General features: G+C 68.0%; 20 protein-coding genes. 11 read left to right on the top strand and 9 right to left on the bottom strand.

What is annotated here, in order from left to right:
- Positions 1–24: 24 nt before the first annotated feature.
- From lysS to ACSBP4_RS16885, 3 genes are all read right to left on the bottom strand, one after another.
- The gene (gene lysS / locus ACSBP4_RS16895; protein ID WP_435552918.1) at positions 25–1,737 is read right to left on the bottom strand and encodes a lysine--tRNA ligase; all 1,713 of its coding nucleotides are present in this window, start codon (positions 1,735–1,737) and stop codon (positions 25–27) included.
- Complete coding sequence (gene pyrH, locus ACSBP4_RS16890) at positions 1,734–2,459, bottom strand: UMP kinase (protein ID WP_006647940.1); 726 nt, start codon at positions 2,457–2,459, stop codon at positions 1,734–1,736. Before pyrH ends, lysS begins: the two co-directional genes overlap by 4 nt.
- A 92-nt stretch (positions 2,460–2,551) precedes the next feature.
- Entirely contained in the window at positions 2,552–3,577 is a 1,026-nt protein-coding gene (locus tag ACSBP4_RS16885; protein WP_435552917.1) for a CapA family protein, read from the bottom strand.
- A 137-nt stretch (positions 3,578–3,714) separates the two neighbouring features.
- On the opposite strand from ACSBP4_RS16885, the gene ACSBP4_RS16880 reads away from it, so the two are divergent.
- The 3 genes from ACSBP4_RS16880 (at position 3,715) to ACSBP4_RS16870 (ending at position 6,459) form a co-directional block, all read left to right on the top strand.
- Positions 3,715–4,551, top strand: coding sequence for a molybdopterin synthase (locus ACSBP4_RS16880; protein ID WP_435552916.1), 837 nt, complete (start codon positions 3,715–3,717; stop codon positions 4,549–4,551).
- 256 nt (positions 4,552–4,807) lie between these two features.
- On the top strand, positions 4,808–5,047 hold the full coding sequence (locus tag ACSBP4_RS16875) for a DUF7123 family protein (protein WP_006180229.1): 240 nt from the start codon (positions 4,808–4,810) through the stop codon (positions 5,045–5,047).
- A gap of 248 nt (positions 5,048–5,295) precedes the next feature.
- Complete coding sequence (locus ACSBP4_RS16870) at positions 5,296–6,459, top strand: site-2 protease family protein (protein WP_049905365.1); 1,164 nt, start codon at positions 5,296–5,298, stop codon at positions 6,457–6,459.
- A gap of 24 nt (positions 6,460–6,483) precedes the next feature.
- On the opposite strand, the gene thiL is transcribed toward ACSBP4_RS16870, so the two are convergent.
- Positions 6,484–7,362 (bottom strand): thiamine-phosphate kinase, encoded by an 879-nt coding sequence (thiL, locus tag ACSBP4_RS16865; protein WP_435552915.1) that lies wholly within the window; start codon positions 7,360–7,362, stop codon positions 6,484–6,486.
- A 96-nt stretch (positions 7,363–7,458) separates the two neighbouring features.
- On the opposite strand from thiL, the gene ACSBP4_RS16860 reads away from it, so the two are divergent.
- The 4 genes from ACSBP4_RS16860 (at position 7,459) to hisS (ending at position 10,531) form a co-directional block, all read left to right on the top strand.
- Positions 7,459–7,914 (top strand): 30S ribosomal protein S19e, encoded by a 456-nt coding sequence (locus tag ACSBP4_RS16860; protein WP_006180226.1) that lies wholly within the window; start codon positions 7,459–7,461, stop codon positions 7,912–7,914.
- Positions 7,915–8,019: 105 nt separating this feature from the next.
- Positions 8,020–8,370 (top strand): DNA-binding protein, encoded by a 351-nt coding sequence (locus tag ACSBP4_RS16855; protein WP_006180225.1) that lies wholly within the window; start codon positions 8,020–8,022, stop codon positions 8,368–8,370.
- Positions 8,370–8,960 carry a DUF7411 family protein gene (locus tag ACSBP4_RS16850; RefSeq protein ID WP_435552914.1) on the top strand — a complete coding sequence of 197 codons (591 nt, stop codon included), beginning with the start codon at positions 8,370–8,372 and terminating at the stop codon, positions 8,958–8,960. The genes ACSBP4_RS16855 and ACSBP4_RS16850 overlap by 1 nt, the downstream gene beginning before the upstream one ends.
- 272 nt (positions 8,961–9,232) lie before the next feature.
- Positions 9,233–10,531, top strand: a complete 1,299-nt coding sequence (hisS, locus tag ACSBP4_RS16845; RefSeq protein WP_435552913.1) for a histidine--tRNA ligase — start codon at positions 9,233–9,235, stop codon at positions 10,529–10,531.
- A 1-nt stretch (position 10,532) separates the two neighbouring features.
- Here the strand turns inward: hisS and ACSBP4_RS16840 are convergent, their stop codons facing one another.
- Positions 10,533–10,763 carry a hypothetical protein gene (locus ACSBP4_RS16840; RefSeq protein ID WP_049965731.1) on the bottom strand — a complete coding sequence of 77 codons (231 nt, stop codon included), beginning with the start codon at positions 10,761–10,763 and terminating at the stop codon, positions 10,533–10,535.
- Between the two features lie 132 nt (positions 10,764–10,895).
- Between ACSBP4_RS16840 and ACSBP4_RS16835 the strand changes: the two genes are divergently transcribed.
- Together ACSBP4_RS16835 and ACSBP4_RS16830 are read left to right on the top strand one after the other, a co-directional pair.
- The gene (locus ACSBP4_RS16835) at positions 10,896–12,371 is read left to right on the top strand and encodes a sulfatase-like hydrolase/transferase (RefSeq protein WP_435552912.1); all 1,476 of its coding nucleotides are present in this window, start codon (positions 10,896–10,898) and stop codon (positions 12,369–12,371) included.
- Positions 12,372–12,748: 377 nt separating this feature from the next.
- On the top strand, positions 12,749–13,180 hold the full coding sequence (locus ACSBP4_RS16830) for a hypothetical protein (protein WP_435552911.1): 432 nt from the start codon (positions 12,749–12,751) through the stop codon (positions 13,178–13,180).
- An 18-nt stretch (positions 13,181–13,198) separates the two neighbouring features.
- Here the strand turns inward: ACSBP4_RS16830 and ACSBP4_RS16825 are convergent, their stop codons facing one another.
- Together ACSBP4_RS16825 and ACSBP4_RS16820 are read right to left on the bottom strand one after the other, a co-directional pair.
- Positions 13,199–13,633, bottom strand: coding sequence for a desampylase (locus ACSBP4_RS16825; protein WP_435552910.1), 435 nt, complete (start codon positions 13,631–13,633; stop codon positions 13,199–13,201).
- Positions 13,630–14,622 carry an ABC transporter substrate-binding protein gene (locus ACSBP4_RS16820; protein WP_435552909.1) on the bottom strand — a complete coding sequence of 331 codons (993 nt, stop codon included), beginning with the start codon at positions 14,620–14,622 and terminating at the stop codon, positions 13,630–13,632. Before ACSBP4_RS16820 ends, ACSBP4_RS16825 begins: the two co-directional genes overlap by 4 nt.
- Positions 14,623–14,856: 234 nt before the next feature.
- Here ACSBP4_RS16820 and ACSBP4_RS16815 point away from each other — a divergent pair, with 234 nt between their 5' ends.
- Complete coding sequence (locus tag ACSBP4_RS16815; protein ID WP_435552908.1) at positions 14,857–15,225, top strand: hypothetical protein; 369 nt, start codon at positions 14,857–14,859, stop codon at positions 15,223–15,225.
- A 14-nt stretch (positions 15,226–15,239) separates the two neighbouring features.
- On the opposite strand, the gene ACSBP4_RS16810 is transcribed toward ACSBP4_RS16815, so the two are convergent.
- Entirely contained in the window at positions 15,240–17,093 is a 1,854-nt protein-coding gene (locus ACSBP4_RS16810; protein WP_435552907.1) for a molybdopterin biosynthesis protein, read from the bottom strand.
- Between the two features lie 110 nt (positions 17,094–17,203).
- Here ACSBP4_RS16810 and ACSBP4_RS16805 point away from each other — a divergent pair, with 110 nt between their 5' ends.
- Positions 17,204–18,331 carry a serine hydrolase domain-containing protein gene (locus ACSBP4_RS16805; RefSeq protein ID WP_435552906.1) on the top strand — a complete coding sequence of 376 codons (1,128 nt, stop codon included), beginning with the start codon at positions 17,204–17,206 and terminating at the stop codon, positions 18,329–18,331.
- A 15-nt stretch (positions 18,332–18,346) separates the two neighbouring features.
- Here ACSBP4_RS16805 and ACSBP4_RS16800 read toward each other — a convergent pair whose 3' ends face one another.
- Positions 18,347–19,654, bottom strand: coding sequence for a molybdopterin molybdotransferase MoeA (locus ACSBP4_RS16800; protein WP_435552905.1), 1,308 nt, complete (start codon positions 19,652–19,654; stop codon positions 18,347–18,349).
- Positions 19,655–20,477: the final 823 nt, after the last annotated feature.

Genomic DNA, 20,477 nt, shown 5'->3' with positions numbered 1-20,477 from the left:
GTTCTCAAATGGCTTTTGTCTGTCCTAGCGCTCCCGCCGGAGCCGCGCGACGACGAACTCCCGGTCGACCTTCGCGAGGAACGGACCGAGCTTCGGCCCCTGGTCCTCGTCGAAGAACAGCCGGTAGCCCGCCGCGAAGAAGTCGCCGACATCGACGTCGTGGCGCTTTGCGGTCTCGTAGATCTCGCCCTGGATCTCGTCGGGCTCGTGGCCCGCTTCGATGAAGTCGGCCAACTCCGCCAGCGCGTCCTCGGTCGCCGCGTCGAAGTCGTGGTCCGGGATCGCCGTCCGTTTGAGTTCGTAGTCGAACTCGTTGCCGGTACGCCGTGCCCAGTTGCGGGCCTGCTCGACCCGATCCAGGGCTTCCTCGACGGCCCACTCGGGCGCATCGTCGGGAATGTGGCCTTCTTTGCGAGCGACGTCCTCGCGCAGGTCGGGATCGTCGAACATCCCGAGTACCGCGGCGAAGGTGTAGGGCAGCCGGATTCGCTCCTCGCGGGGCTCTTCGACAATGAAGGGGTAGACCCGCTCGGCGAATGCCCGCTCGTCCTCGTCGGCCTCGATCTCGTCGAAATAGATCGCCTCGATCCGGTCGAACTCGTCGACCAGCTGGTCGAGGTGTTCGATGCTGAAGTCGCGTGCCTTCACGGGATCCTTCACGAAGAAGTACCGCAGGACTTCCGGCTCGAGCAGTTCCAGGACGTCCGAGACGAGAATGACGTTGCCGGCCGAGGAGGAGAAGGGCTCGCCGTCGAGGGTAAACCACTCGTAGACCATCGGCACAGGGGGCTCGATTTCGAGGACGTTGCGGGCGACGTCTTGGCCACTCGGCCACGAGCCTTCGGCGTGGTCCTTTCCGAAGGGCTCGAAGTCGACGCCCAGCAGCTGCCACTGGCCGGGCCACTCGAAGCGCCACGGGAGCTTCCCCTCCCGCAGCGTGGCGGTACCCTCGTGGCCGCAGCCGTCGATCGTCTGGTCGCCGGCCTCCATGTCGGTACAGCGGTAGTCGACGGTCGGTTCGTCACCGGCCAGATCGATGCTCGTCACCGTCTCGGTGACTTTCCCACACTCCTCACAGATCGGGTTGAAGGGGACGTAGTCGCCGTCCGCGTCGACTTTGTCTTGGTACGTCGAGAGGACCTCGCTCGCCCGCTCGCGGTGTTCGAGGACGAACCGGGTCACGGCCTCGAACTCGCCGGACTCGTACAGCTCGGTGTTCGAGACCAGTTCGATCGGCACGTCGAGTGCGTCGGCGCTGTCCTGGATGATCGTCGCGAAGTGGTCGCCGTAGGAGTCACAGCAGCCGAAGGGGTCCGGGATATCGGTGTAGGGCGCGCCGAGGTTCCGGCCGAGCGCACCGGCGTCGACCTCGCCGAGATCGACGAGGTTGCCCTCGAGGTCACAGAGGGTCCGGGGCAGCCCCCGGAGCGGGTCGCGGTCGTCGGCGGTGAAGACCTGTCGGACCTCGTGGCCGCGGTCCCGAAGCACCTCGGCGACGAAGTACCCCCGCATGATCTCGTTGACGTTGCCCAGATGAGGAACGCCGGACGGTGAGATGCCGCCCTTGACGACGATCGGCTCGTCGGGATCGCGCGCTTCGATGCGGTCCGCGACCGTGTCGGCCCAGAACGCGTGGCGCGTCTCGCTTGCCTCCTCGCTCTGGAGCGTGTAGGGACTGATCGCGTCAGACGCCGCCGCGTCGCCGGTCTCCTCGTCGGCGTCGCCGTCGGCACTCATTGCTCGTCGGCCGCCCAGTAGGTCGGTTCCGCGCCGGCACCGTCGGGGACGATGTCGGTCCCCTCGTGATCGCCGTCCCGAACGGCGCGGGCGATCCGGTCCGGATCGGTGCCGTCGAGGACGATCGTCCGCATTCCCGAGCGCTCGATGATCTTCGCCGCCAGCAGGTCTACGGGCGCGGAGGCACCGGCGTTCATCTCGAGGCCGGCGATGGCGTCGACCAGCTCCGTCGCCGAGAGCCGGTCGTGCTTGGTCGCGTCGTCGTCCTCGTTGGGGTCGGCGCTGTAGACGCCGGGGACGCTCGTGGCGTAGATCAGCAGATCGGCGTCGATGTACTCCGCGAGGGCGGCCCCGACCGCGTCGGTCGTCTGGGCCGGCGCGACCCCGCCCATGATACAGATGTCGTCCCGGCGCAGCGCCTCGCTTGCCTCCTCGTAGTCAAGTGCGGGCGCTGTCACCGACTCTTCGCTGAGTGCGGCGATGAGCAGGCGTGCGTTGAGTCGGGTGACGTCGATCCCGAGCTGGTCGAGTTCGATCTCGTTGGCCCCGAGGTCGCGAGCGGCTCCGATGTATTCGCGGGCGACGCCGCCGCCCCCGACGACGGCCCCGATCCGACAGCCTTCGCTGATGAGATCCTCGATGACGGCGGCGTGCTCGGCCACCCGATCCGCGCCCGGCTCGGGGACGAGTACGCTCCCGCCGATGGAGACGACCACTTTCATACTACCCCGGTGTAGCGGAGTTGCTATCTTAAGGGTTGTCAACTGCCCGGACGGCGTGGTGACACACCGCTCGAGCCAGTCGCCGCCGCGACTCACCGCTCGAGCGACAGGACGAGTCCGTCGCCTTCGCGCTCGAACTCGGTCCCGAACGGGTCGGACAGTTCGCGTATCCGATCTCGGGCCCACGCGGCCGCGTCCGGGTTCGCCTCGTGGACCGCACAGCCGTCGATTTCGGTGGGATACAACCGGAGGTCGCGAACCCCACCCTCGGGCGTCGCACGCAGAACGAACAGGAAACTGCGGTCGTTGTGCAACTCCTCGTCGATCCTGTAGTCGTCCACGAAATCACCCGTATCGTAGCAGATCGGGGCCCCCTCGTAGACCTCGATCCCCTGCAAGACGTGGGCACTGTGCCCGTGGACGAGATCGACGCCGTTCTCGACGAGCCAGTGACCGAAGTCCCTGAAAGAGTCCGGCGGTTCCGTCACCATGTTCGGCCCCCAGTGTAGCGAGGCCACCAGTACATCGGGGTCACGTTCGCGTGCGCGCTCGAGGGCGTCCCGGACGAGCCGTCGCGTCTCCGGATCGTCGACGTCGATCTCGATCCGGGCCGTTCCCGGTGAGTCCGCGTCGGCGGCGTATTCGGGCGTGTTGTCGGTAAACGAGACGACCGCGAGGTCGAGCCCGTCGTTGCCCCCGTCGCTTGCCTCGGAGTCGGGGATCGTCAGCACCGCCGGCTCGAGCGCTTCGTCGAGCGTCTCACCCGCACCCGTGCGGGCGATCCCGGTGTCGTCGAGCGCGGCGAGGGTATCCCGTAACCCGGTCTCCCCGTAGTCGAGGACGTGGTTGTTCGCCAGCGCACAGCCGTCGACGCCCGCGCGCTCGAGCGCCGGGACCGCCCAGTCGGGGTCGGCCCGAAAGTGAAACGGACGGTGAGTTCGCTGCCACTCCCGACCCCGCGTCGAGAGGACGCACTCGAGGTTGCACACCAGCCCGTCCAGTCCGCGGAGCCGCTCGAGGACGGTGCCCCAGACGGCATCGACCGGGCGGCTCCGCTGGCGCTCGTCGACGAGCCGCCCGAGCATGACGTCACCGGTGACGCCGATTCGGAGCGCCATACGAATCGTTCGCGACCGAGACCCAAAATTCCGGACCAGCGTTCGACGGCTCGAGGCACCGTGTCCTGACCGCGACGACCCCCGGCCGCGGGGCTTTCGTCGACAGCTACAAACCCCGACCTACCCACAGTCTAGCCATGCACGTACTCGGTGTTCGCGACGCGGGAGCCGACGGCGACGCGCTCGAGGCGGTCGTCGATCGGGTCGTCGACCGGCTCTCCGAGCGGGGGCGGGTCGGGGTCGTCAGATACGACGCGACGATCGCCGACGGGACGCAGGTGCGCGAGTCGGCGACGCGCGGCGGCGACGTCACCTACGACCTCGGTGTCGACGGCGACTGGACCGCTTCGGGGACGGGGATGGGCGTCCGCGACGCCCTCGACCGGCTGGCGACCGACTGCGAGTACGCGGTCGTCGTCGGCGTCCCCTCGCTGCAGTACCCCTCGGTCCTCGTCGGCGGCGACGGGTCCGACCGCGAGGCCGCCGGCGAGGTGCTGGCGACCGTCGAGGGGCCCGCCGGCCTTGACCTCGCGGCGCTGGTCGACGACCTCGAGGCGGCCGAGCCCCACCGCACCCTCGAGTCGCTGGTCGCCCGAGTCAAGGCGTCGCCGGCGGCCGACCGTGCGGGTGCGATCGCGACGTTTACCGGCCGCGTCCGAGCGAAAGACAGTGCGGACGACGCGCGCACGCAGTACCTCGAGTTCGAGAAGTACGAGGGCGTCGCCGACGAGCGCTTGGCCGCCCTCGAGGCCGACCTCGAGTCGCGGGACGGCGTCTTCGCGGTCGAACTCTACCACCGAACCGGGATCGTCGAGGACGGCGAGGACATCGTGTTCGTCGTCGTGCTGGCCGGTCACCGCGGGGAGGCGTTCCGGACCGTCGAGGACGGGATCAACCGGTTGAAAGACGAAGTCCCGCTGTTCAAGAAGGAGGTCACGGTCGAGGACGAGTTCTGGGTCCACGAGCGATCGTGATCGTTCCCGTCGTTCACCGACCGGGCTGAACGGGCGAAACGGTCGGGAAAGACGACATTGAACTCACCATGTCTATCGAGCCGAAGATAATATGTTAGAATCGGTTTTAAAACGTCTAACGGGATCTGAGCGGCTCGATAATAGTTCTATTACCGAACATAAAACGTCTATTACCCTCCGGATAGCTGAACACAATCGAAACGGGGCTAACCAACCCTTCTTTATAACGGGTCGCCGCCACAAGGGAGAATCGTCGATGAGTACGACAGCCCAACCCTCCACGGAAAGCAAGGAACGCCGCCTGAAACGCTACCTGCGCGAACGTGCCGAAGACGGCGAGCTGTACTTCAAAGGCAAGTTCATCGCGGACGACGTCGGGATGTCGCCCAAAGAGATCGGCGCGTTGATGGTCAAGCTCTCCGACTCGGTCAGCGACCTCGAGATCGAGAAGTGGTCGTACACGAGCGCGACGACGTGGCGTGTCGCTCCCGCGTAACGCCGTACCGACGCTCGACCGGTCCGCCCGTCCCCGCAGTCCGCTCCCGCGTGCCGACGCGCCACCGACGCTATCCGGCACGACGTTCCGAACACGTTGACGCGTTTACCGACGACGCGGTTCGTACTCGTTTTCCCGACGACAGCCATATCCCTATCCGCTCGCCGATAGCCACGTCCAACCCACGAGAAACGGACTCGGCTGCCGACGACAGTCGTTTTATACGGCCCCAAGTCGAACCACGGATGATGGACGACGGCGACCGGTCCGGCTTCGACGGCACGGAACGTAACGGCCGTTCCCCCGCGGACGGACCGCCGATCGATCGGATCGAGTCGGTGTTTGCAGTCTACGAAGTCCGGCGCGAGGACGATCAGATAGTGTACTACGGCGACCCGCTGACCCACCCCGAGCGGGTCATGCGCGACCTCTGGCCGACGTTCAACGACCGGGGCTACGACCTCGAGTTCGAACGCCGCCACGGCGAGTACGTTCTCGTCGCCGAGCCGGCGACCCGCGGCATCGACGGGATCCCCTGGACGAACGTCGTGCTGTTGCTGGCGACGGTCGCCTCAACGCTGTTCGTCGGCTCGTGGTGGTGGTATCCGGCGCTCGACCCGTTCGCGAACCCGACCGATCTCCTCCACGCGTGGCCGTTCTCGCTGGCGATCCTCGGCGTTCTCATGGTTCACGAGATGGGCCATTACGTCATGAGTCGGTACCACCGGGTCGAGGCCTCGCTGCCCTACTTCATTCCGATCCCGACGCTCATCGGGACGATGGGCGCAGTCATCAGGATGAAAGGCCGGATGCCCGACCGGAAGGCGCTGTTCGATATCGGCGTGGCCGGGCCGCTCGCGGGGCTGGTCGCGACGGTCGTCGTGAGCGTGATCGGGCTCCACCTGCCGCCCGTGACCGTCGATCCGGCGCTGCTCCAGAACCCCGACGCGGTCCGGATCGAACTCGGGTACCCCCCGCTGCTCGAGTTGCTCGCGGCGGCGTTCGACCAGCCGCTGTATCGCGACGACCCGACGACGGGCGTGAACCCGGTCGTCATCGGCGCGTGGGTCGGGATGTTCGTCACGTTTCTGAACCTGATCCCGGTCGGCCAACTCGACGGCGGCCACATTTTGCGGGCGATGACCGGCGAGTTCCACGACACCGTGGCCGCGCTCGTCCCCGGTGCGCTGTTCGTCCTCGCGGGCTATCTCTACTACGTCCAGGAGTACACGGTGAACGCGGTCTCGGTCTGGATCATCTGGGGGCTGCTGACGACGGTGTTCGCGTCGGCGGGGGCAGCGACGCCGATCCGGGACGACCGCCTCGGTACCGGCCGGACCGTCCTCGGCGTCGTCACGTTCGGGCTCGGCTTGCTCTGTTTCATGCCGGTTCCGGTGATGGTCATCGGCTGAGCCGTCGCCGTCAGTCGCCGGCGCCTACCCGTGCGTGTAACCCCGGTCCGCCAGCCGTTCGCCGTCCATACTGATCCCGTGGTCGCGCTCCCGAACCGTCCCGAGGACCGACAGCGGGACGTCGGTCGCCGACCGGACCGCCGACAGCGACTCCTCGGGTACGGTCGCGACGAGTTCGAAGTCCTCGCCGAAGGTCGTCGCGCGCTCGAGTGCGTCGGCGTCACCGTTTGCGACCTCGTGGACGGCGTCGTCGATCGGGACCGCCGCCGACTCGATCTCGAAGCCGCAATCGCTCGCTTCGGCCAGTTGATGCAGCGAGCGGGCCAGCCCATCGCTCGAGTCCATCATCGCGCTCGCGTGCGGGGCGAGGGCTCGACCGGCCGCGATCCGTGGGCGAAACCGAAACAGTTCGTTCGCCCGCTCGGTGTGGCCCCGATCGAACAACTCGAGCGCGGCTGCGCTGCGGCCGAGGGTGCCGGTCACGCAGACGCGGTCGCCGGGGCGGGCCCCCGACCGGCGGACGGGATCGTCGGCGCGGCCGATCGCGGTCGTCGCCGTCGTGAACTCGTCGTGGCCGTCGAGGTCGCCGCCGACGTATTCGGCGTCGACGTGGTCGCAGATTTCGCTCGCGCCACGAACGAAGGCGAGCAGTTCGTCCCGTTCGAAGGTCGGTGCGGCGTAGGCTGCGACCGCGGCCGTCGCCTCGGCACCCATCGCGGCGACGTCCGACAGCGACGCGCCGATAGCGCGCCAGCCGGCGGTATACCGGGTCGTGCCGTCCGGAAAGTCGGTTCGATCGTGCAGCATGTCCGTCGTCACGACCAGTCCGTCGACGACGGCCGCGTCGTCGCCGGCCGCCGCGAGTTCCCCCTCGAGCAGTCGGAGGGCGGCGCGTTCGTCCATACCCCCCGTTTCGACTCGAGGGCGAAAAGCGGTCCGGGCCGGCCGGATCGGCACGATACGATGGTCTTAAATGCCGCGGACGGAAATCACACGCCAATGGCTACGATGTACGACGTTCCGGCGGACGACCTCATCGAGGCGCTCGCCGACGATCTCGCGGACCGACTCGAGGAACCGGACTGGGGCAAATTCGCCAAGAGCGGCGTCGCCAACGAACTGCCGCCCGAGCAGGACGACTTCTGGGCCACCCGCGCGGCCAGCCTCCTGCGCAAGGTCGCCGACCGCGGCCCGATCGGCGTCGAGCGACTTTCGACGGAGTACGGCGGCGCGAAGGGCGGCTCGAACCGCTATCAGGTCGCGCCCGCGAAGCGAACCGACGGCTCGAAGAACCTCATCCGGACCATCCTCCAGCAGCTCGAGGAGGAAGACCTCGTCGAGACCGCCGAGGGTGAGGGTCGCCGCATTACCGCCGACGGCCGAAGCCTGCTCGACGAGACCGCCGACGAGGTCCTCGAGGAACTCGACCGCCCGGAACTCGAGCGCTACGCCTGATCGCGAAACGCCGTTGAACCGTTTTCGTGCCGCTTGCAGCGCCCAGAGTCCTCCCTCCGTCGTCCGTAATCATTTTCCCGCCTGCCGGACAAGTACGGGATAACGATGAGTGGCTCACCGGACGAGGAGAAACTCGAGGAGCTCCGACAGAAGAAAATGGAGCAGCTACAGGACCGGGCCGAGGCCCAACAGGGCGAGGGCGGTCAGGAGGCGGCCCAGCAGCAGGCCGAAGCCCAGAAGAAGGCCGTGTTGCGCCAGCACCTGACCGACGACGCCCGCAAGCGGCTCAACACCGTCAAGATGAGCAAGCCCCAGTTCGGCGAGCAGGTCGAGCGCCAGGTCATCAGCCTCGCCCGTAGCGGCCGCATTCAGGGGAAGATCGACGACGACAAGATGAAACAGCTCCTCAAGGAGCTGAAACCCGACTCCCAGAGCTTCGACATCCAGCGCCGGTGATGGAGCTCGGACTGCTCTACAGCGGCGGCAAGGACTCGACGCTGGCCGCACTCTTGCTCGAGGAGTTCTACGACGTGACGCTACTGACGGCCCACTTCGGGATCAGCGACGACTGGCAACACGCCCGCGAGACGGCCGAGTCCGCGGGCTTTGCCTTCGAACGCCTCGAGTGTGATCCCGACGTCGCCCGCGAAGCCGTCGATCGCATCCGCGAGGACGGGTTCCCGCGAAACGGCATCCAGCACGTCCACCAGCATGCCTTGGAGCGACTGGCGACACGGGAGTTCGACGCCATCGCCGACGGCACCCGCCGGGACGACCGCGTGCCGACCGTCTCGCGGGCACAGGCCCAGAGCCTCGAGGACCGCCACGACATCGATTACATCGCCCCGCTGTCGGGCTTCGGTCGCTCGGCCGTCGACCGGCTCGTCGACGACCGACTGGACGTGACGGCCGGTCCGAGCGAGGAGATCGATCGGGCCGACTACGAGGCGGAACTCCGGGCGCTCATCGCCGAGGAGGAGGGGCGGGCGGCGATCGCGGACTACTTCCCCGATCACGATCAGACGTACGTGACGAACATCCGCTGACGGCGGTGTCGCTCCGGTCCCTACCCGCCGCGCGCGAACTCGAACCGGGCCCCGACGGCCTCGCTTTCGGTAATCGTCACCTGCCAGCCGTGGGTGTCGGCGACGCGTTGCACAGTCGGTGTCGGGTGCAGGTCGACATCGATCGACGGGATGGGCTCGGAACGGGACTGGTGGAACGAAGGGAAGCAGCGCCGACGCAAACGGGTGGCGACCGCGAGCGCCGCGAGAGCGGAACGAAAGGATAGAAGTTCGGCGTCCCCGAACGGATATCCATGTACGACCGGATCAAGGGCTTTCGTGACTTCTACCCCGGCGAGATGGCCGCCAGACGGGAGGCCGTCGACGTGCTGGAGGACACTGCCCGCGAGTACGGCTTTCGCGAGATCGGGACGCCGGCGCTGGAACGCGCCGAGATGTGGACGGACAAGAGCGGCGACGACATCGTCGACGAACTCTACGCCTTCGAGGATCAGAGCGGTCGCCACGTCACGCTGACGCCGGAGCTGACGCCGACCGTCGCCCGGATGGTCGTCGCGAAACAGCAGGAACTCTCGAAGCCGATCAAGTGGGTCTCCACGCGGCCGTTCTGGCGCTACGAGCAGGTCCAGCAGGGCCGCTACCGCGAGTTCTACCAGACCAACGTCGACATCTTCGGCTCGTCGGAGCCGACGGCCGACGCCGAGATCCTTGCGTGGGCCGCCGACGCCCTGACCGGGCTGGGGCTGACCGGCGACCACTTCGAGTTCCGGATCTCCCACCGGGACATCCTCGGGGGCGTCCTCGAGAGCTACGATACCGAGGTCGACACCGAGGCGGCGATCCGCGCGGTCGACAAATCGGACAAGCTCTCGCGGGCGGAATACCACGACCTGCTGATCGACGCAGGCCTGTCGGCGGATCAGGCAGCCGAGTTCGGCGACCTCATCGCGGCCGGCGACCTCGAGGAAGTCGAGGCGTTCGCGGGGACCGAGCGTGTGACCGCAGCGGTCGAGAACCTACAGAACGTACTGGACGCGGCCGAGGACTTCGGTGCCCGGGAGTACTGTACGATCTCGCTCGAGACGGCCCGCGGGCTGGACTACTACACGGGCGTCGTCTTCGAGTGTTTCGACTCTGCGGGCGAGGTGTCGCGATCGATCTTCGGGGGCGGGCGCTACGACGACCTCATCGAGAGCTTCGGCGGCCAGCCGACGCCGGCGGTCGGCGTCGCGCCGGGCCACGCGACGCTCGCGTTGCTCTGCCAACGGGCCGGCGTCTGGCCCGAAGAAGACGTGACGACCGACTACTACGTCCTCCAGATCGGAGACACGCGCGCCGAAGCGGCCCGGATCGTCGGCGAACTGCGCGATCGTGGCCACGTCGTCGAGACGGACATCGCGGGCCGGTCGTTCGGTGCCCAACTGGACTACGCCGACTCGATCAACGCCGAGACGGTCGTCATCGTCGGCGAACAGGACCTCGAGAACGACGAGGTGACGATCAAGGATATGGAATCGGGTGACCAGACGCAGGTCCCCGTCGACGAGTTCCCCGGCGACCGCGAGCGACCGACGTTCGAGGACCTCGCCTGACTCACTCGCGGTTCGGCCGCTGTGCTTCCGTTCCCGACTCCGGCCGCCCTGCCGACTGTGCTTTGGCTCCCCGACTATCACCGTCGTTTTCGGGGCGATTGTCCGCGTCGCGGCGCTCGACCGGCGAGTGACCGGTCTCGACGAAGTGGTCGATCATCGCCCGGCTGAGTTCCCCGTCCGCCCCGTCGGTCCGATACTCCCACCCGCACTCGTCGCAGTACGCGCTCGGCACGTGCGGTCCCTCGAAGGGCAGCCCAATGAGCGGTGGGGTTCACGCGGTTGCGTCTTATAACGGCAGCCGCGCGAGTCGCCGAGAGCCGCCGCAGGTCCCACCATTAACTGCGACCGGGGTGTACGACGGTCGATGGCCGACTCCGACTCCCGCCCGAACGTCCTGTTCGTCCTCACCGATCAGGAGCGATACGACGCCAGCGCGCCCGACGGACCGCCGGTCGAGACCGAGGCGATCGACTCGCTCTCGAGCGAGGGGGTCCGCTTCGAGCGGGCGGTGACCCCGATCAGCATCTGCTCGAGCGCTCGTGCGTCGCTGCTGACGGGGCAGTTCCCCCACGGCCACGGGATGTTGAACAACTGCCACGAGCCCGACGCAATCCGGGAGGATCTCCCCGACGAGCTGCCGACGTTCTCGGAGGAACTCGTTGCGGCCGGCTACGACCTGACCTACACGGGCAAGTGGCACGTCGGTCGCGAGCGGACGCCGGCCGACTTCGGCTTCTCGTATCTCGGCGGGAGCGACACGCACCACGACGACATCGACGAGGCGTTTCGCGAGTACCGCAGGGAGCGTGGCACGCCCGTCGGTGAGGCCGCTCTCGAGGAGGCGATCTACACCGGCGAGGATCCAAGAGACGGCGAAAACGGGACGTTTGTCGCCGCGAAGTCCCCCATCGACGTCGAGGAGACGCGTGCGTACTTCCTCGCCGAGCGGACGATCGACGCGATCGAGTCCCACGCCGACGGCGACCGGGACGGCCCGTTCTTCCACCGAACGGATTTCTACGGGCCCCACCACCCCTACGTCGTCCCGGAACCCTACGCCTCGATGTACGATCCCGACGACATCGAGCCACCCGACAGCTACGCGGAGACCTACGACGGGAAACCGCGCGTCCACGAGAACTACCTCGCCTACCGCGGCGTTGCGGACTTCGACTGGGAGCTGTGGGCCGAGGCGCTCGCGAAGTACTGGGGGTTTCTCACGATGATCGATCACCAACTCGAGCGGGTCCTCGGGGCCCTCGACGACCACGGACTGGCCGACGAGACCGTCGTCGTCCACGCCTCCGATCACGGGGACTTCGCCGGGAGCCACCGCCAGTTCAACAAGGGGCCGTTGATGTACGACGATACCTATCGGATCCCGCTGCAGATCCGCTGGCCCGGCGTCACCGACGGCGCGACCGCCGAGGCACCCGTCCACCTCCACGACCTCGCGGCGACGGTCCTCGAGATCGCCGAGGTACCCGTTCCGGAGAGCTTCGACTCGCGGAGCCTGGTCCCGCTGCTCGAGAACGGGGGCGAGCCGCCCGCCGACCTCGAGTGGCGCGACTCGACGTTCGCCCAGTACCACGGCGACGAGTTCGGCCTCTACAGCCAGCGGATGGTCCGGACGGCGGCGTACAAGTACGTCTACAACGGTCCCGATATCGACGAACTGTACGACCTCGAGGCCGATCCCGCCGAACTGCAGAACCTGATCGATCACCCCGACTACGCGAACGCCCGGAGGGAAATGCGCGAGCGGCTGATCGAGTGGATGGACGAGACGGCGGATCCGAACCGGCTGTGGGTGAGCGGTGTCCTCGAGAACGCCTCGTAGCTTTGGTTCTTCAGAACGTGCGGTGGCGCGCGCTGTCTGCCGATCGAGCGCTAGCGAGAGCGGTCGATAACCTCGTGCGGGGTCGTCGCGAGTGAAACGAGCGACTGCTTGGAAGATGCTCCGCATCTTCCAGTGGATGAGCGAGCGACTGAAGGGAGCGAGTGAATCGGTTGGGGAGGGTGTGGCCGCTCCGTGGTGCCACGATAGCAGCGCGCTCCCTGCTGTTGTCGTCTGTACCGAGAGCGGAGTGTTCGGTCGACTTTTCGCTTGAAGCACCGACTCCACGATACGATCTCAGCACGGAAGCGTACGTTTACGGTGCCGAAGCCGATACCATCGTCCATGATCGCCGCCACCGACGAGACGGGGGGACAGCGATGACGCGCGACGACACCGACGACTCGCCCGCCGACCTCCGCGAGCGGGCCGCCCGCGACGAGGAGATCGCCGACGCCCTCGAGGACCTCCTCGAAGAGTTGCGCGACGAGGACATCAAAGGGTCGCGTCTCGAGGGCCTGTTCGACGAGGTCAGCTCGAGCAATCCGAACATCTGGAACATCGTCTCGGCCTTTATCGACGTCGAGGACGGCGAGGCGATCGTCACCGACGAGTCGAAACTGGCACAGGGCAGTTGGGCCCCCGAGATCGTCGAGGGCTGTGACACGATGATCACCCTCGAGATCGACTACGGGATGATGCCCGACGAGTTCGCCTACACCGCCGGGAAGAAGCTGAGCCAGCGGATCGAGGAGTTCCGCGAGCGGGCTGTCGAGGCCCGCGAACGGGCCGACGAACTCGAGGACGACTGACCCCGCAGACGGACCGGGTCACTCGACGACGACTTGCTCTCGCTCGAACCGATCGCCGGGAGCGTCGGCTCCGTCGCCCCCCGTCCGCCAGCGCCACGACCCGGTCTCGAGGGGCTCGAGCGAGACGATCACGTACGACCGATCGGGCCAGGTCGCGTTCGCGGCGTCGGTCGCACTCGGCCGCGGCGGGCCGCGGGGATGGGAGTGATAGAAGCCGACGATCGCCTCGCCGCGGTCCTCGAGCCGGTCGAAAAGCCGCAGCTGTTGCTCCGGATCGATCTCGTATCTGGTCCGCGGATCGTCGGCGACGTTCCCGGCCGGGTACTGCGACGCCACGCGGCTCCGGCCGTCGGGGTCGTACGCGCCGCCGAGGACGCCACAGATCTCCTCAGGCGTTCCGTCGCGGGCGCGCTCGAGGATCGTCTCCCGAATTCCAGTCGGTAGGACGATCACGGTCCCGAGTCGACCTCGGCACGGGACTCGGTTTCGGCGGACTCGCGCTCGCCCGCCGGTGTGACCCCCTCGAGGTCGTCGAACGGCACCGCGACCTCCGGGTCGGGGCCGTCGAATCGCCCGGGGTGGACGATCGGTGCCAGCGCCTCGAGGGTGTCGACCAGCCGCGGGCCGGGCCGATTGAGGTAGTGGTCGCCGTCCATCGCCCAGACCCGTCCCTCCCGGACCGCCGTCAGCTCCGCCCAGCCCTCGCGCTCGGTGAGGTCCGTCGCGTTCCGCCCGATTTGCTCGAGGCCGAACCCACAGGGCGCAACGATCAGCACCTCGGGGTCGTACGCCCGAATCTCGTCCCATTCCCGAGGGCGTGAGCGCTCGCCGGCGTCAGCCAGCCCGTACTCGCCGCCGGCCCAGTCGACGAGTTCGGCCGTCCAGTGGCCCGCGACCATGGCGGGGTCGGTCCAGTCGAGGATCGCCACCCGCGGGCGGTCTTCGGGCGGGATCTCCGCCGTCCGCTCCCGGACCGCCTCGAGCCGGGCCTCGAGATCGGTTCGCAACTCGCTGGCCTGCTGCCGGCGGTCGATCGCCGTGCCGATCCGTTCGATATCGTCGAGGACGTCGCCGACGCTGTGGGGGTCGGTCGGGACGATCTCGGGACTCGCATCGATGCGCGCGACGGCGTCTTCGATCACTGCTTCGTCGACCGCACAGACGTCACACATCCCCTGCGTGACGACGGCGTCGGGCTCGAGGTCGTCGAGGGTCTCGACGTCGACGTCGTAGACGCCGGCCTCGGTGTCAGCGGTCTCTCTGACTTGCCGGTCGATATCGCCGCTCGAGGCCGACTCGTCGACCTCGAGCCGGGAGCGGGTGATCGCGGGGGCGTCCGCGGCCGCCGGGGGGTAGTCGCACTCGTGGGAGACGCCGACCGGCTCGCGACCGAGCGCGGCGACGATTTCGGTGGCCGAGGGCAGCGTCGTGACGGTTCGCATGATCTCCCGTAGGGAGCGAGCGGTCAAAAACGGCGGGCTCGATGGATCGCAGACCGCCGCCGTCGGGGATACCGAACGCCGGTCAGACGCCGATGTCGCGCCGCCCCTCCGTCAGAAACCGTCATAGTAGCCACTGAACGTCATTACGCACCTGATCGCACGACAGCGTCGCGGTCAGTGTGAGAATCGTTTCAGTGGCTACTATATCCCTGCCGTACATCTATCACGACTGGAATGACGGCTGCATCGCGAGTCGACGGGGATCCGATCGCGTGGGGGTTCCTGCTGTCGTGTCTCGGACTGGCTGCGGTTCACCTGTATCTGGCCACTCTCGCGCCATCGGTGTCGCCCGACGACGCCCGCCAGTTCCTGCTCATCGGCGCGGCGCTTCTCGTCGGTCCGGCCGTCTACGTCACGCGATACTGGCACCCGGTCCTCTATCTACTCGGCGCGGGGCTCGCGGTCTATCTCGGCGTCCTATGGCTGCTGAGTGGCACGCCGTATCCCCTCGTCGGCATCCTGACGGGACTCATCGCGACGGCGTTCGCTCTCCTCTCGCTGCTGCTGTTCGTTCGCGAACAGTCCCCTCCGGTCGAGTCGTAGCTGCCAGCGTCCGCTTACGGCGCGTCCGAAAGCGCTGCCTCGAGTTCCCGAACCCCTTCCTTCTCGGTCCGATCGGGGTTCGCCAGCACAAACACCGACTGCTCGCCGAGGGGGACGAACCCGATATCGAGCCGGTCGGCGGTCTCGCGCAGGCCCAGCCCGGCGTCGGCATCGCCCGCGATGACCTTCCGGGCGGGGCTCTCGTGGGCGCGCAGCCCCAGATCGAAGCCGTCGATGGCGTCGACGATGTCGTGGCGGTCGACGCCCCGCTCGTCGGCGAGATCGGCTACCGCCGCGCCGAGGCTCGAGCGCAGCCCGGAGTCGGTCGTCCGATTGATAAAGCGCAGGTCGCGATCGACCAGATCGGCCAGCCCCTCGAGTTCGGCGGGGTTGCCGGCGGGAACGACCAGCCCCCACTCGCGCTCCCAGCGACCGAGTTCGACCGCTTCGAACTCGGGTTCGACGGGGCCCGCGACGACGGCCGCGTCGGGGACGCCGTCCCGGAGCCGCCGCAGGCCAGGGCGGCTGCCCACCGAGAGATAGCGGGGGTTCTCGAGGCCGTCGAGGAGCCGCGAGAACGCCGGGTCGTCCTCGCCGACGGCGAACAGCGTCGGCGGCCGGACGTCCGGCGAGAACAGCGTGACTGTGACGGGTTCGCCTTTCTCGAGGTAGTCGGTCTCGGGGCCGACCTCGACGAGGCCGTCGGCGTCGGCGAGGCTGGTGGTCGCGCCGCTGCCCTTGTCGACGGGGTAGACGAGGGTCTCGCCGTCGCCGCTCTCGACCAGACCGACCGGCATGAGTCGATGACGACCCTCTTCGTAGCGTTCCTGCCGCGCCAGCCGCCCCGAAACGGTCGCGGCGGCGGGTTCCGGCACGCCGGCGGCCTCGCGGATCGCCGGCGCGACGAAGGTCCGGAAAACCATCATCGCGGAGACGGGATAGCCCGGAAGGCCGACGTAGGCGGAGTCGTCCAACCGCCCGATCAGCATCGGCTTTCCCGGCTTGATGCTCACGCCGTGGAGTAGCAACTCGCCCTGCTCCTCGATGACCCGGTAGATGACGTCGACCGCGCTCGCGCTGGTCGACCCCGAGGAGAGGACGAGGTCGCACTCGTCGGCCGCGGTCCGCAGGATCTCCTCCATCTCCGATTGCTCGTCGCCGGCGTGGGGGTAGAGTACGGCCTCGCCGCCCGAATCCTCGACCCCCGCGGCGATCGTGTAGCTGTTGACGTCGTAGATCTCGCCGCGCGAACTCTCGAGGGCCTCGCCCGGCCGCACGAGTTCGTCGCCGGTCGAGACGATGCCGACCGTTGGTTTCGCCCGAACCGGCACTTCGTCGATGCCCAGCGCTGACAGCAGGCCGATGTCTCGCGGCGTGATCGTCGTCCCGGGCCCGAGCGCGCGCTCGCCGGCGGCCACGTCCGCGCCGGCGAACATGACGTTGTCGCCGGGCGCGACCGAGGTGCGGATCAGGACTTCGCTCCCGTCTGCCTCCGTATCGGTTCGCTCCACCGGGACCATCGCGTCGGCCCCGTCGGGCATTACCGCACCGGTCGAGATTTCGGCCGCTTGACCCTCTTCGAGCGCCACGTCCGGTTTCGCGCCGGCGTGGACCTCGCCGACGATCTCGAGGCGCGCGGGATCGGCCTCGTCCGCGCCGAACGTGTCCCGGGCCCGGAGCGCGTAGCCGTCCAGACTCGCCCGGTCGAAGCCGGGGACGTCGAGTTCGGCGTCGAGTCGCGCCACGAGAATCCGGCCGCGGGCGTCTTCGAGCGCGACGCGTTCGACGCCGCCCTCGAGGGACAGCGAGTCGATCGCCGCCCGCGCTTCGTCGGGGGTGGCGAGATCGCGGAACTCCTTGCGGTTCATACCGGCCATTCGCGCGCCGCGGCTAAAAACGTCGGTCGACCCGCGGACGAATGCCCGCGATATGTTCTCATACGACAACGATTAAGCGTCCGCCCCGAGAGTACCGTGCCATGTCACGGATTTCCGACACGGATCGCGAGCGCATCGCCGATCTCTTCGATCGTCATCTCGAGGCCGGACTCCATCACGGGGCCCAACTCGCCGTCTACGTCGACGGCGAACCGGTGATCGATCTCGCCGGCGGCGTCGAAGCGCCTGACGGCCCCGAGGAGACCCGCGAGACGCGACACGTTCTCTTCTCGAGTACGAAGCCCTACGCGGCGGTGACGCTGCACTCGCTGGTCGAGGAAGGGGAACTCGCCTACGACGACCGGGTCGTCGACCACTGGCCCGAGTTCGCCGACGAGGGGACCGAAAAGGCCGAAATCACCGTCCGGCAGGTACTCAGTCACACGTCGGGACTCAACCGCGGCGAGATCGACGACCGGCCCGACCTCTGGGGCGACTGGGGCGCCGTCGTCGAGAAACTCGAGGCGATGGAGCCGAACTTCACACCCGGCGAAACGCCGGCCTACCACGCGCTGACGTTCGGCTGGCTGGTCGGCGAACTCGTCCGTCGGGTGTCGGGAACGCCGATCGAGACGGCCGCTCGAGAGCGGGTCTTCGACCCGCTCGGACTGGCCGACACCGGGATCGGCCTGCGCGACGACGAGGACGACGACGTCGCGACGCTGGTCGGCTTCGAGCCGTTCGACCGCTGTCGCGATCCCGACGAGGGGCTCGGAAAGAACGCCGAGGTCGCAGCACCGTTCAACTCCGAGGAGGTCCACCGCGCGGTGATCCCTGCCGCCAACGGGATCGGCACCGCCGGCGACATGGCTCGCTTTTACGCCTGCCTGGCCAACGGCGGCGAACTCGAGGGGACGCAACTGCTCGAGTCCGAGACGGTCAAGCGGATGACGCAGGTACAGGCCGAGACCGAGGCCGACGGGACGATCGGCCGCGAGGGCCGGTTCGCGCTGGGCTTCTGGAAGGGCGGGACGACGGTCGCGCCCTACGGCACGCTCTCGCCGAAACACGTCTTCGGCCATGCGGGGCTGGGCAGCAGCGTCGGCTGGGCCGACCCCGAGGCGAACGTCGGCTTCGCCTACGTGACCAACGGGGTCCGGGACGGCTCGTACGAACACGTCGCCCGCGTCAACGCGCTGGGGGACGCGGTTCGACACGCGCTGCAGTGACCGATCGCCACACCGCTACGGGTGCGCTTCCCAGTCTTCGACCGCGACCGTCTCGCCGGCCGGAATCCCCTCGCGGTCGTCGTCGACGACCACCCAGCCGTCGGCCAAGGCGACGCTCGAGAGGACGCCCGACCCGCTCGCTCGCGTCGGGATCGCCTCGTAGTGGGGCTCGTCGGGGCCGAAGTCGTCGCCCCCGCGTTCCTCGAGTCGTACCCGCGCGAACGTCCGGGTGCCGGGTTCGCTGGGAATCTTGCGCTCGAGGCGGGCCCGCGTCTCCGGGTGGGGGTCGGGCTCGGTGCCCTCGAGCCACCGCAGGACCGGCCGCAGGAACTGGACGGCGTTGACGATGCAGGCGACGGGATACCCCGGCAGCGCGAGGACGGGGGTGTCCTGGACGATCCCCAGACAGACCGGGTGGCCGGGCTTGAGCCCGACGCCGTGGACGAGTACCTCGCCGAGATCGTCGATCACCTCCGGCAGGAGGTCGCGCTCGCCGACGCTCGAGCCGCCGGTGGTGACGACGACGTCTTTGGTCAGATCGCGCTGGATCGCCACGCGCAGCGACTCGGGGTCGTCGGTGACTACGTCGCGGTAGGTCGCGCGGGCCCCCCAGCGCTGGGCCAGCCGCGAGACGGTCAGCCCGTTGGTCTCGATCACTTCGCCGGGGCCGGGATCCCCCGCGACGAGTTCCTCGCCTGTCGGAACGACGCCGACCGTCGGCTGTTGGGCGACCGCGACGCTGCCGTAGCCCGCCGAGCGAAGGAGGCCGAGGTCCGACGGCCGGAGCCGGTGGCCCGCGTCGTAGAGGTGCTGGCCCTCCTCGACGTCCTCGCCGACCGGCGCGACGTTTTCCCCCTCCGCGAGGGCGTCTTCGACCTCGAGTTCGCCGACCGACTCGCGTTCCGTGACCCGTTCGATCATGACGACGGCGTCGGCCCCCTCGGGGAGCGCACTGCCGGTGTGGACCCGCGCGGCCGTATCCGGCTCGATGCGGTCGGCGGTGGCGTGGTCGCCCTCGCCGTCCGGGGCTGCGATCCGCAGCACTTCCGGCGAGCGCTCGCTGGCCCCGAAGGTGTCGGCAGCCCGGACGGCGTAGCCGTCCATCGCCGCCCGTTCGTAGTGGGGGACGTTGCAGGCCGATTCGACGGGTGCGGCGAGGACGCGGCCGTCCGCGCGATCGACATCGACGGTCTCGGTTCCGCAGGGTACGTCTCCCTCCTCGCCGTCCCCCACGACCGCCTCCTGCAAAATCCGGCGCGCCTCGTCGACCGGCGTTCGAACCTTGAACCCGGCCTCCGTGCGCTCGCGGTCGGCTCCTTCCATACCCTGAATCGGGTCGTCGGAGGCCAAAAGCGTGGGGGAAGCCGTCGTCTCTCCGTCCGACTCGAGGTCGAATTTGGCGTCAGAGTCCCCCGCTCTCGTCTCGACGACTGTTCAGTGACGTCCTCCCCGTCGTAAACGACGGGGCTTCCCCAGCACGAGGAAACCCGGCCTGTTGCCGAGCAGGTTTCAGGACTGTCTCTCCCGAGGTCGGTGGAACGGGTTTCGTTCCTCGATCGGGAGCGTCCTGTGGCACCGCCACGTGTACTCCCATCCGCAAGCGTGTCATCGACGCTCGGTTTCTCAGAGCGTCTCTCACCCAAGCGGTCATGCCTCGCGGCATCGACGGTTCGGTCACACTTAGCCGCCCAGTGGGTCGGTTTACCGTACTCGCGAACGACGCGAACCCCGCATCCGATGAACCGTGGTCCATCCGACCGTGGGAACCTTCGCCCCGGAAAACCCAGGACGTTGGTTTCAGCGCGTCTCGTACTTCCGCGCAAGTGCCGAAAGCCGACGTAACCCTTGGGAATACGTACGATTCGGTGCGTACTAAGCGTTGGGGTTTCGGACCGGTCGACGACGGTAGACTGAGTAGTCGAGTGACGCGATTCACGCCCGCCGTGAACGGCGGGATTCTCTCGCTGTTTGAAGAATAGATAGTCGACTGGAGAGAGAACCATCCTGCTATCGTGGCAACAGGGATTTCCTCGCCCTCCCCAGCCGATTCGTTCGCTCCTTTCAGTCGCTCACTCATCCCTCGCGCAATGTTCTCGGCCGTCCTCGCTAGCGCTCGGTCGGCCGACAGCGCGCGCCACCGCCGGCG

Source organism: Natrinema sp. CGMCC1.2065 (assembly GCF_051225675.1).
Classification (GTDB): Archaea; Halobacteriota; Halobacteria; order Halobacteriales; family Natrialbaceae; genus Natrinema; species Natrinema thermotolerans.
The sequence above is the reverse complement of the archived record's forward strand: the minus strand, read 5'-3'. Positions and strand labels throughout refer to the sequence as shown.

What these genes read in the sequence shown, in the direction of transcription:
- lysS (WP_435552918.1), bottom strand. Translation starts at nt 1,737, where the DNA reads ATGAGTGCCGACGGCGACGCCGACGAGGAGACCGGCGACGCGGCGGCG.
- pyrH (WP_006647940.1), bottom strand. Translation starts at nt 2,459, where the DNA reads ATGAAAGTGGTCGTCTCCATCGGCGGGAGCGTACTCGTCCCCGAGCCG.
- ACSBP4_RS16885 (WP_435552917.1), bottom strand. Translation starts at nt 3,577, where the DNA reads ATGGCGCTCCGAATCGGCGTCACCGGTGACGTCATGCTCGGGCGGCTC.
- ACSBP4_RS16880 (WP_435552916.1), top strand. Translation starts at nt 3,715, where the DNA reads ATGCACGTACTCGGTGTTCGCGACGCGGGAGCCGACGGCGACGCGCTC.
- ACSBP4_RS16875 (WP_006180229.1), top strand. Translation starts at nt 4,808, where the DNA reads ATGAGTACGACAGCCCAACCCTCCACGGAAAGCAAGGAACGCCGCCTG.
- ACSBP4_RS16870 (WP_049905365.1), top strand. Translation starts at nt 5,296, where the DNA reads ATGGACGACGGCGACCGGTCCGGCTTCGACGGCACGGAACGTAACGGC.
- thiL (WP_435552915.1), bottom strand. Translation starts at nt 7,362, where the DNA reads ATGGACGAACGCGCCGCCCTCCGACTGCTCGAGGGGGAACTCGCGGCG.
- ACSBP4_RS16860 (WP_006180226.1), top strand. Translation starts at nt 7,459, where the DNA reads ATGGCTACGATGTACGACGTTCCGGCGGACGACCTCATCGAGGCGCTC.
- ACSBP4_RS16855 (WP_006180225.1), top strand. Translation starts at nt 8,020, where the DNA reads ATGAGTGGCTCACCGGACGAGGAGAAACTCGAGGAGCTCCGACAGAAG.
- ACSBP4_RS16850 (WP_435552914.1), top strand. Translation starts at nt 8,370, where the DNA reads ATGGAGCTCGGACTGCTCTACAGCGGCGGCAAGGACTCGACGCTGGCC.
- hisS (WP_435552913.1), top strand. Translation starts at nt 9,233, where the DNA reads ATGTACGACCGGATCAAGGGCTTTCGTGACTTCTACCCCGGCGAGATG.
- ACSBP4_RS16835 (WP_435552912.1), top strand. Translation starts at nt 10,896, where the DNA reads ATGGCCGACTCCGACTCCCGCCCGAACGTCCTGTTCGTCCTCACCGAT.
- ACSBP4_RS16830 (WP_435552911.1), top strand. Translation starts at nt 12,749, where the DNA reads ATGACGCGCGACGACACCGACGACTCGCCCGCCGACCTCCGCGAGCGG.
- ACSBP4_RS16820 (WP_435552909.1), bottom strand. Translation starts at nt 14,622, where the DNA reads ATGCGAACCGTCACGACGCTGCCCTCGGCCACCGAAATCGTCGCCGCG.
- ACSBP4_RS16815 (WP_435552908.1), top strand. Translation starts at nt 14,857, where the DNA reads ATGACGGCTGCATCGCGAGTCGACGGGGATCCGATCGCGTGGGGGTTC.
- ACSBP4_RS16810 (WP_435552907.1), bottom strand. Translation starts at nt 17,093, where the DNA reads ATGAACCGCAAGGAGTTCCGCGATCTCGCCACCCCCGACGAAGCGCGG.
- ACSBP4_RS16805 (WP_435552906.1), top strand. Translation starts at nt 17,204, where the DNA reads ATGTCACGGATTTCCGACACGGATCGCGAGCGCATCGCCGATCTCTTC.
- ACSBP4_RS16800 (WP_435552905.1), bottom strand. Translation starts at nt 19,654, where the DNA reads ATGGAAGGAGCCGACCGCGAGCGCACGGAGGCCGGGTTCAAGGTTCGA.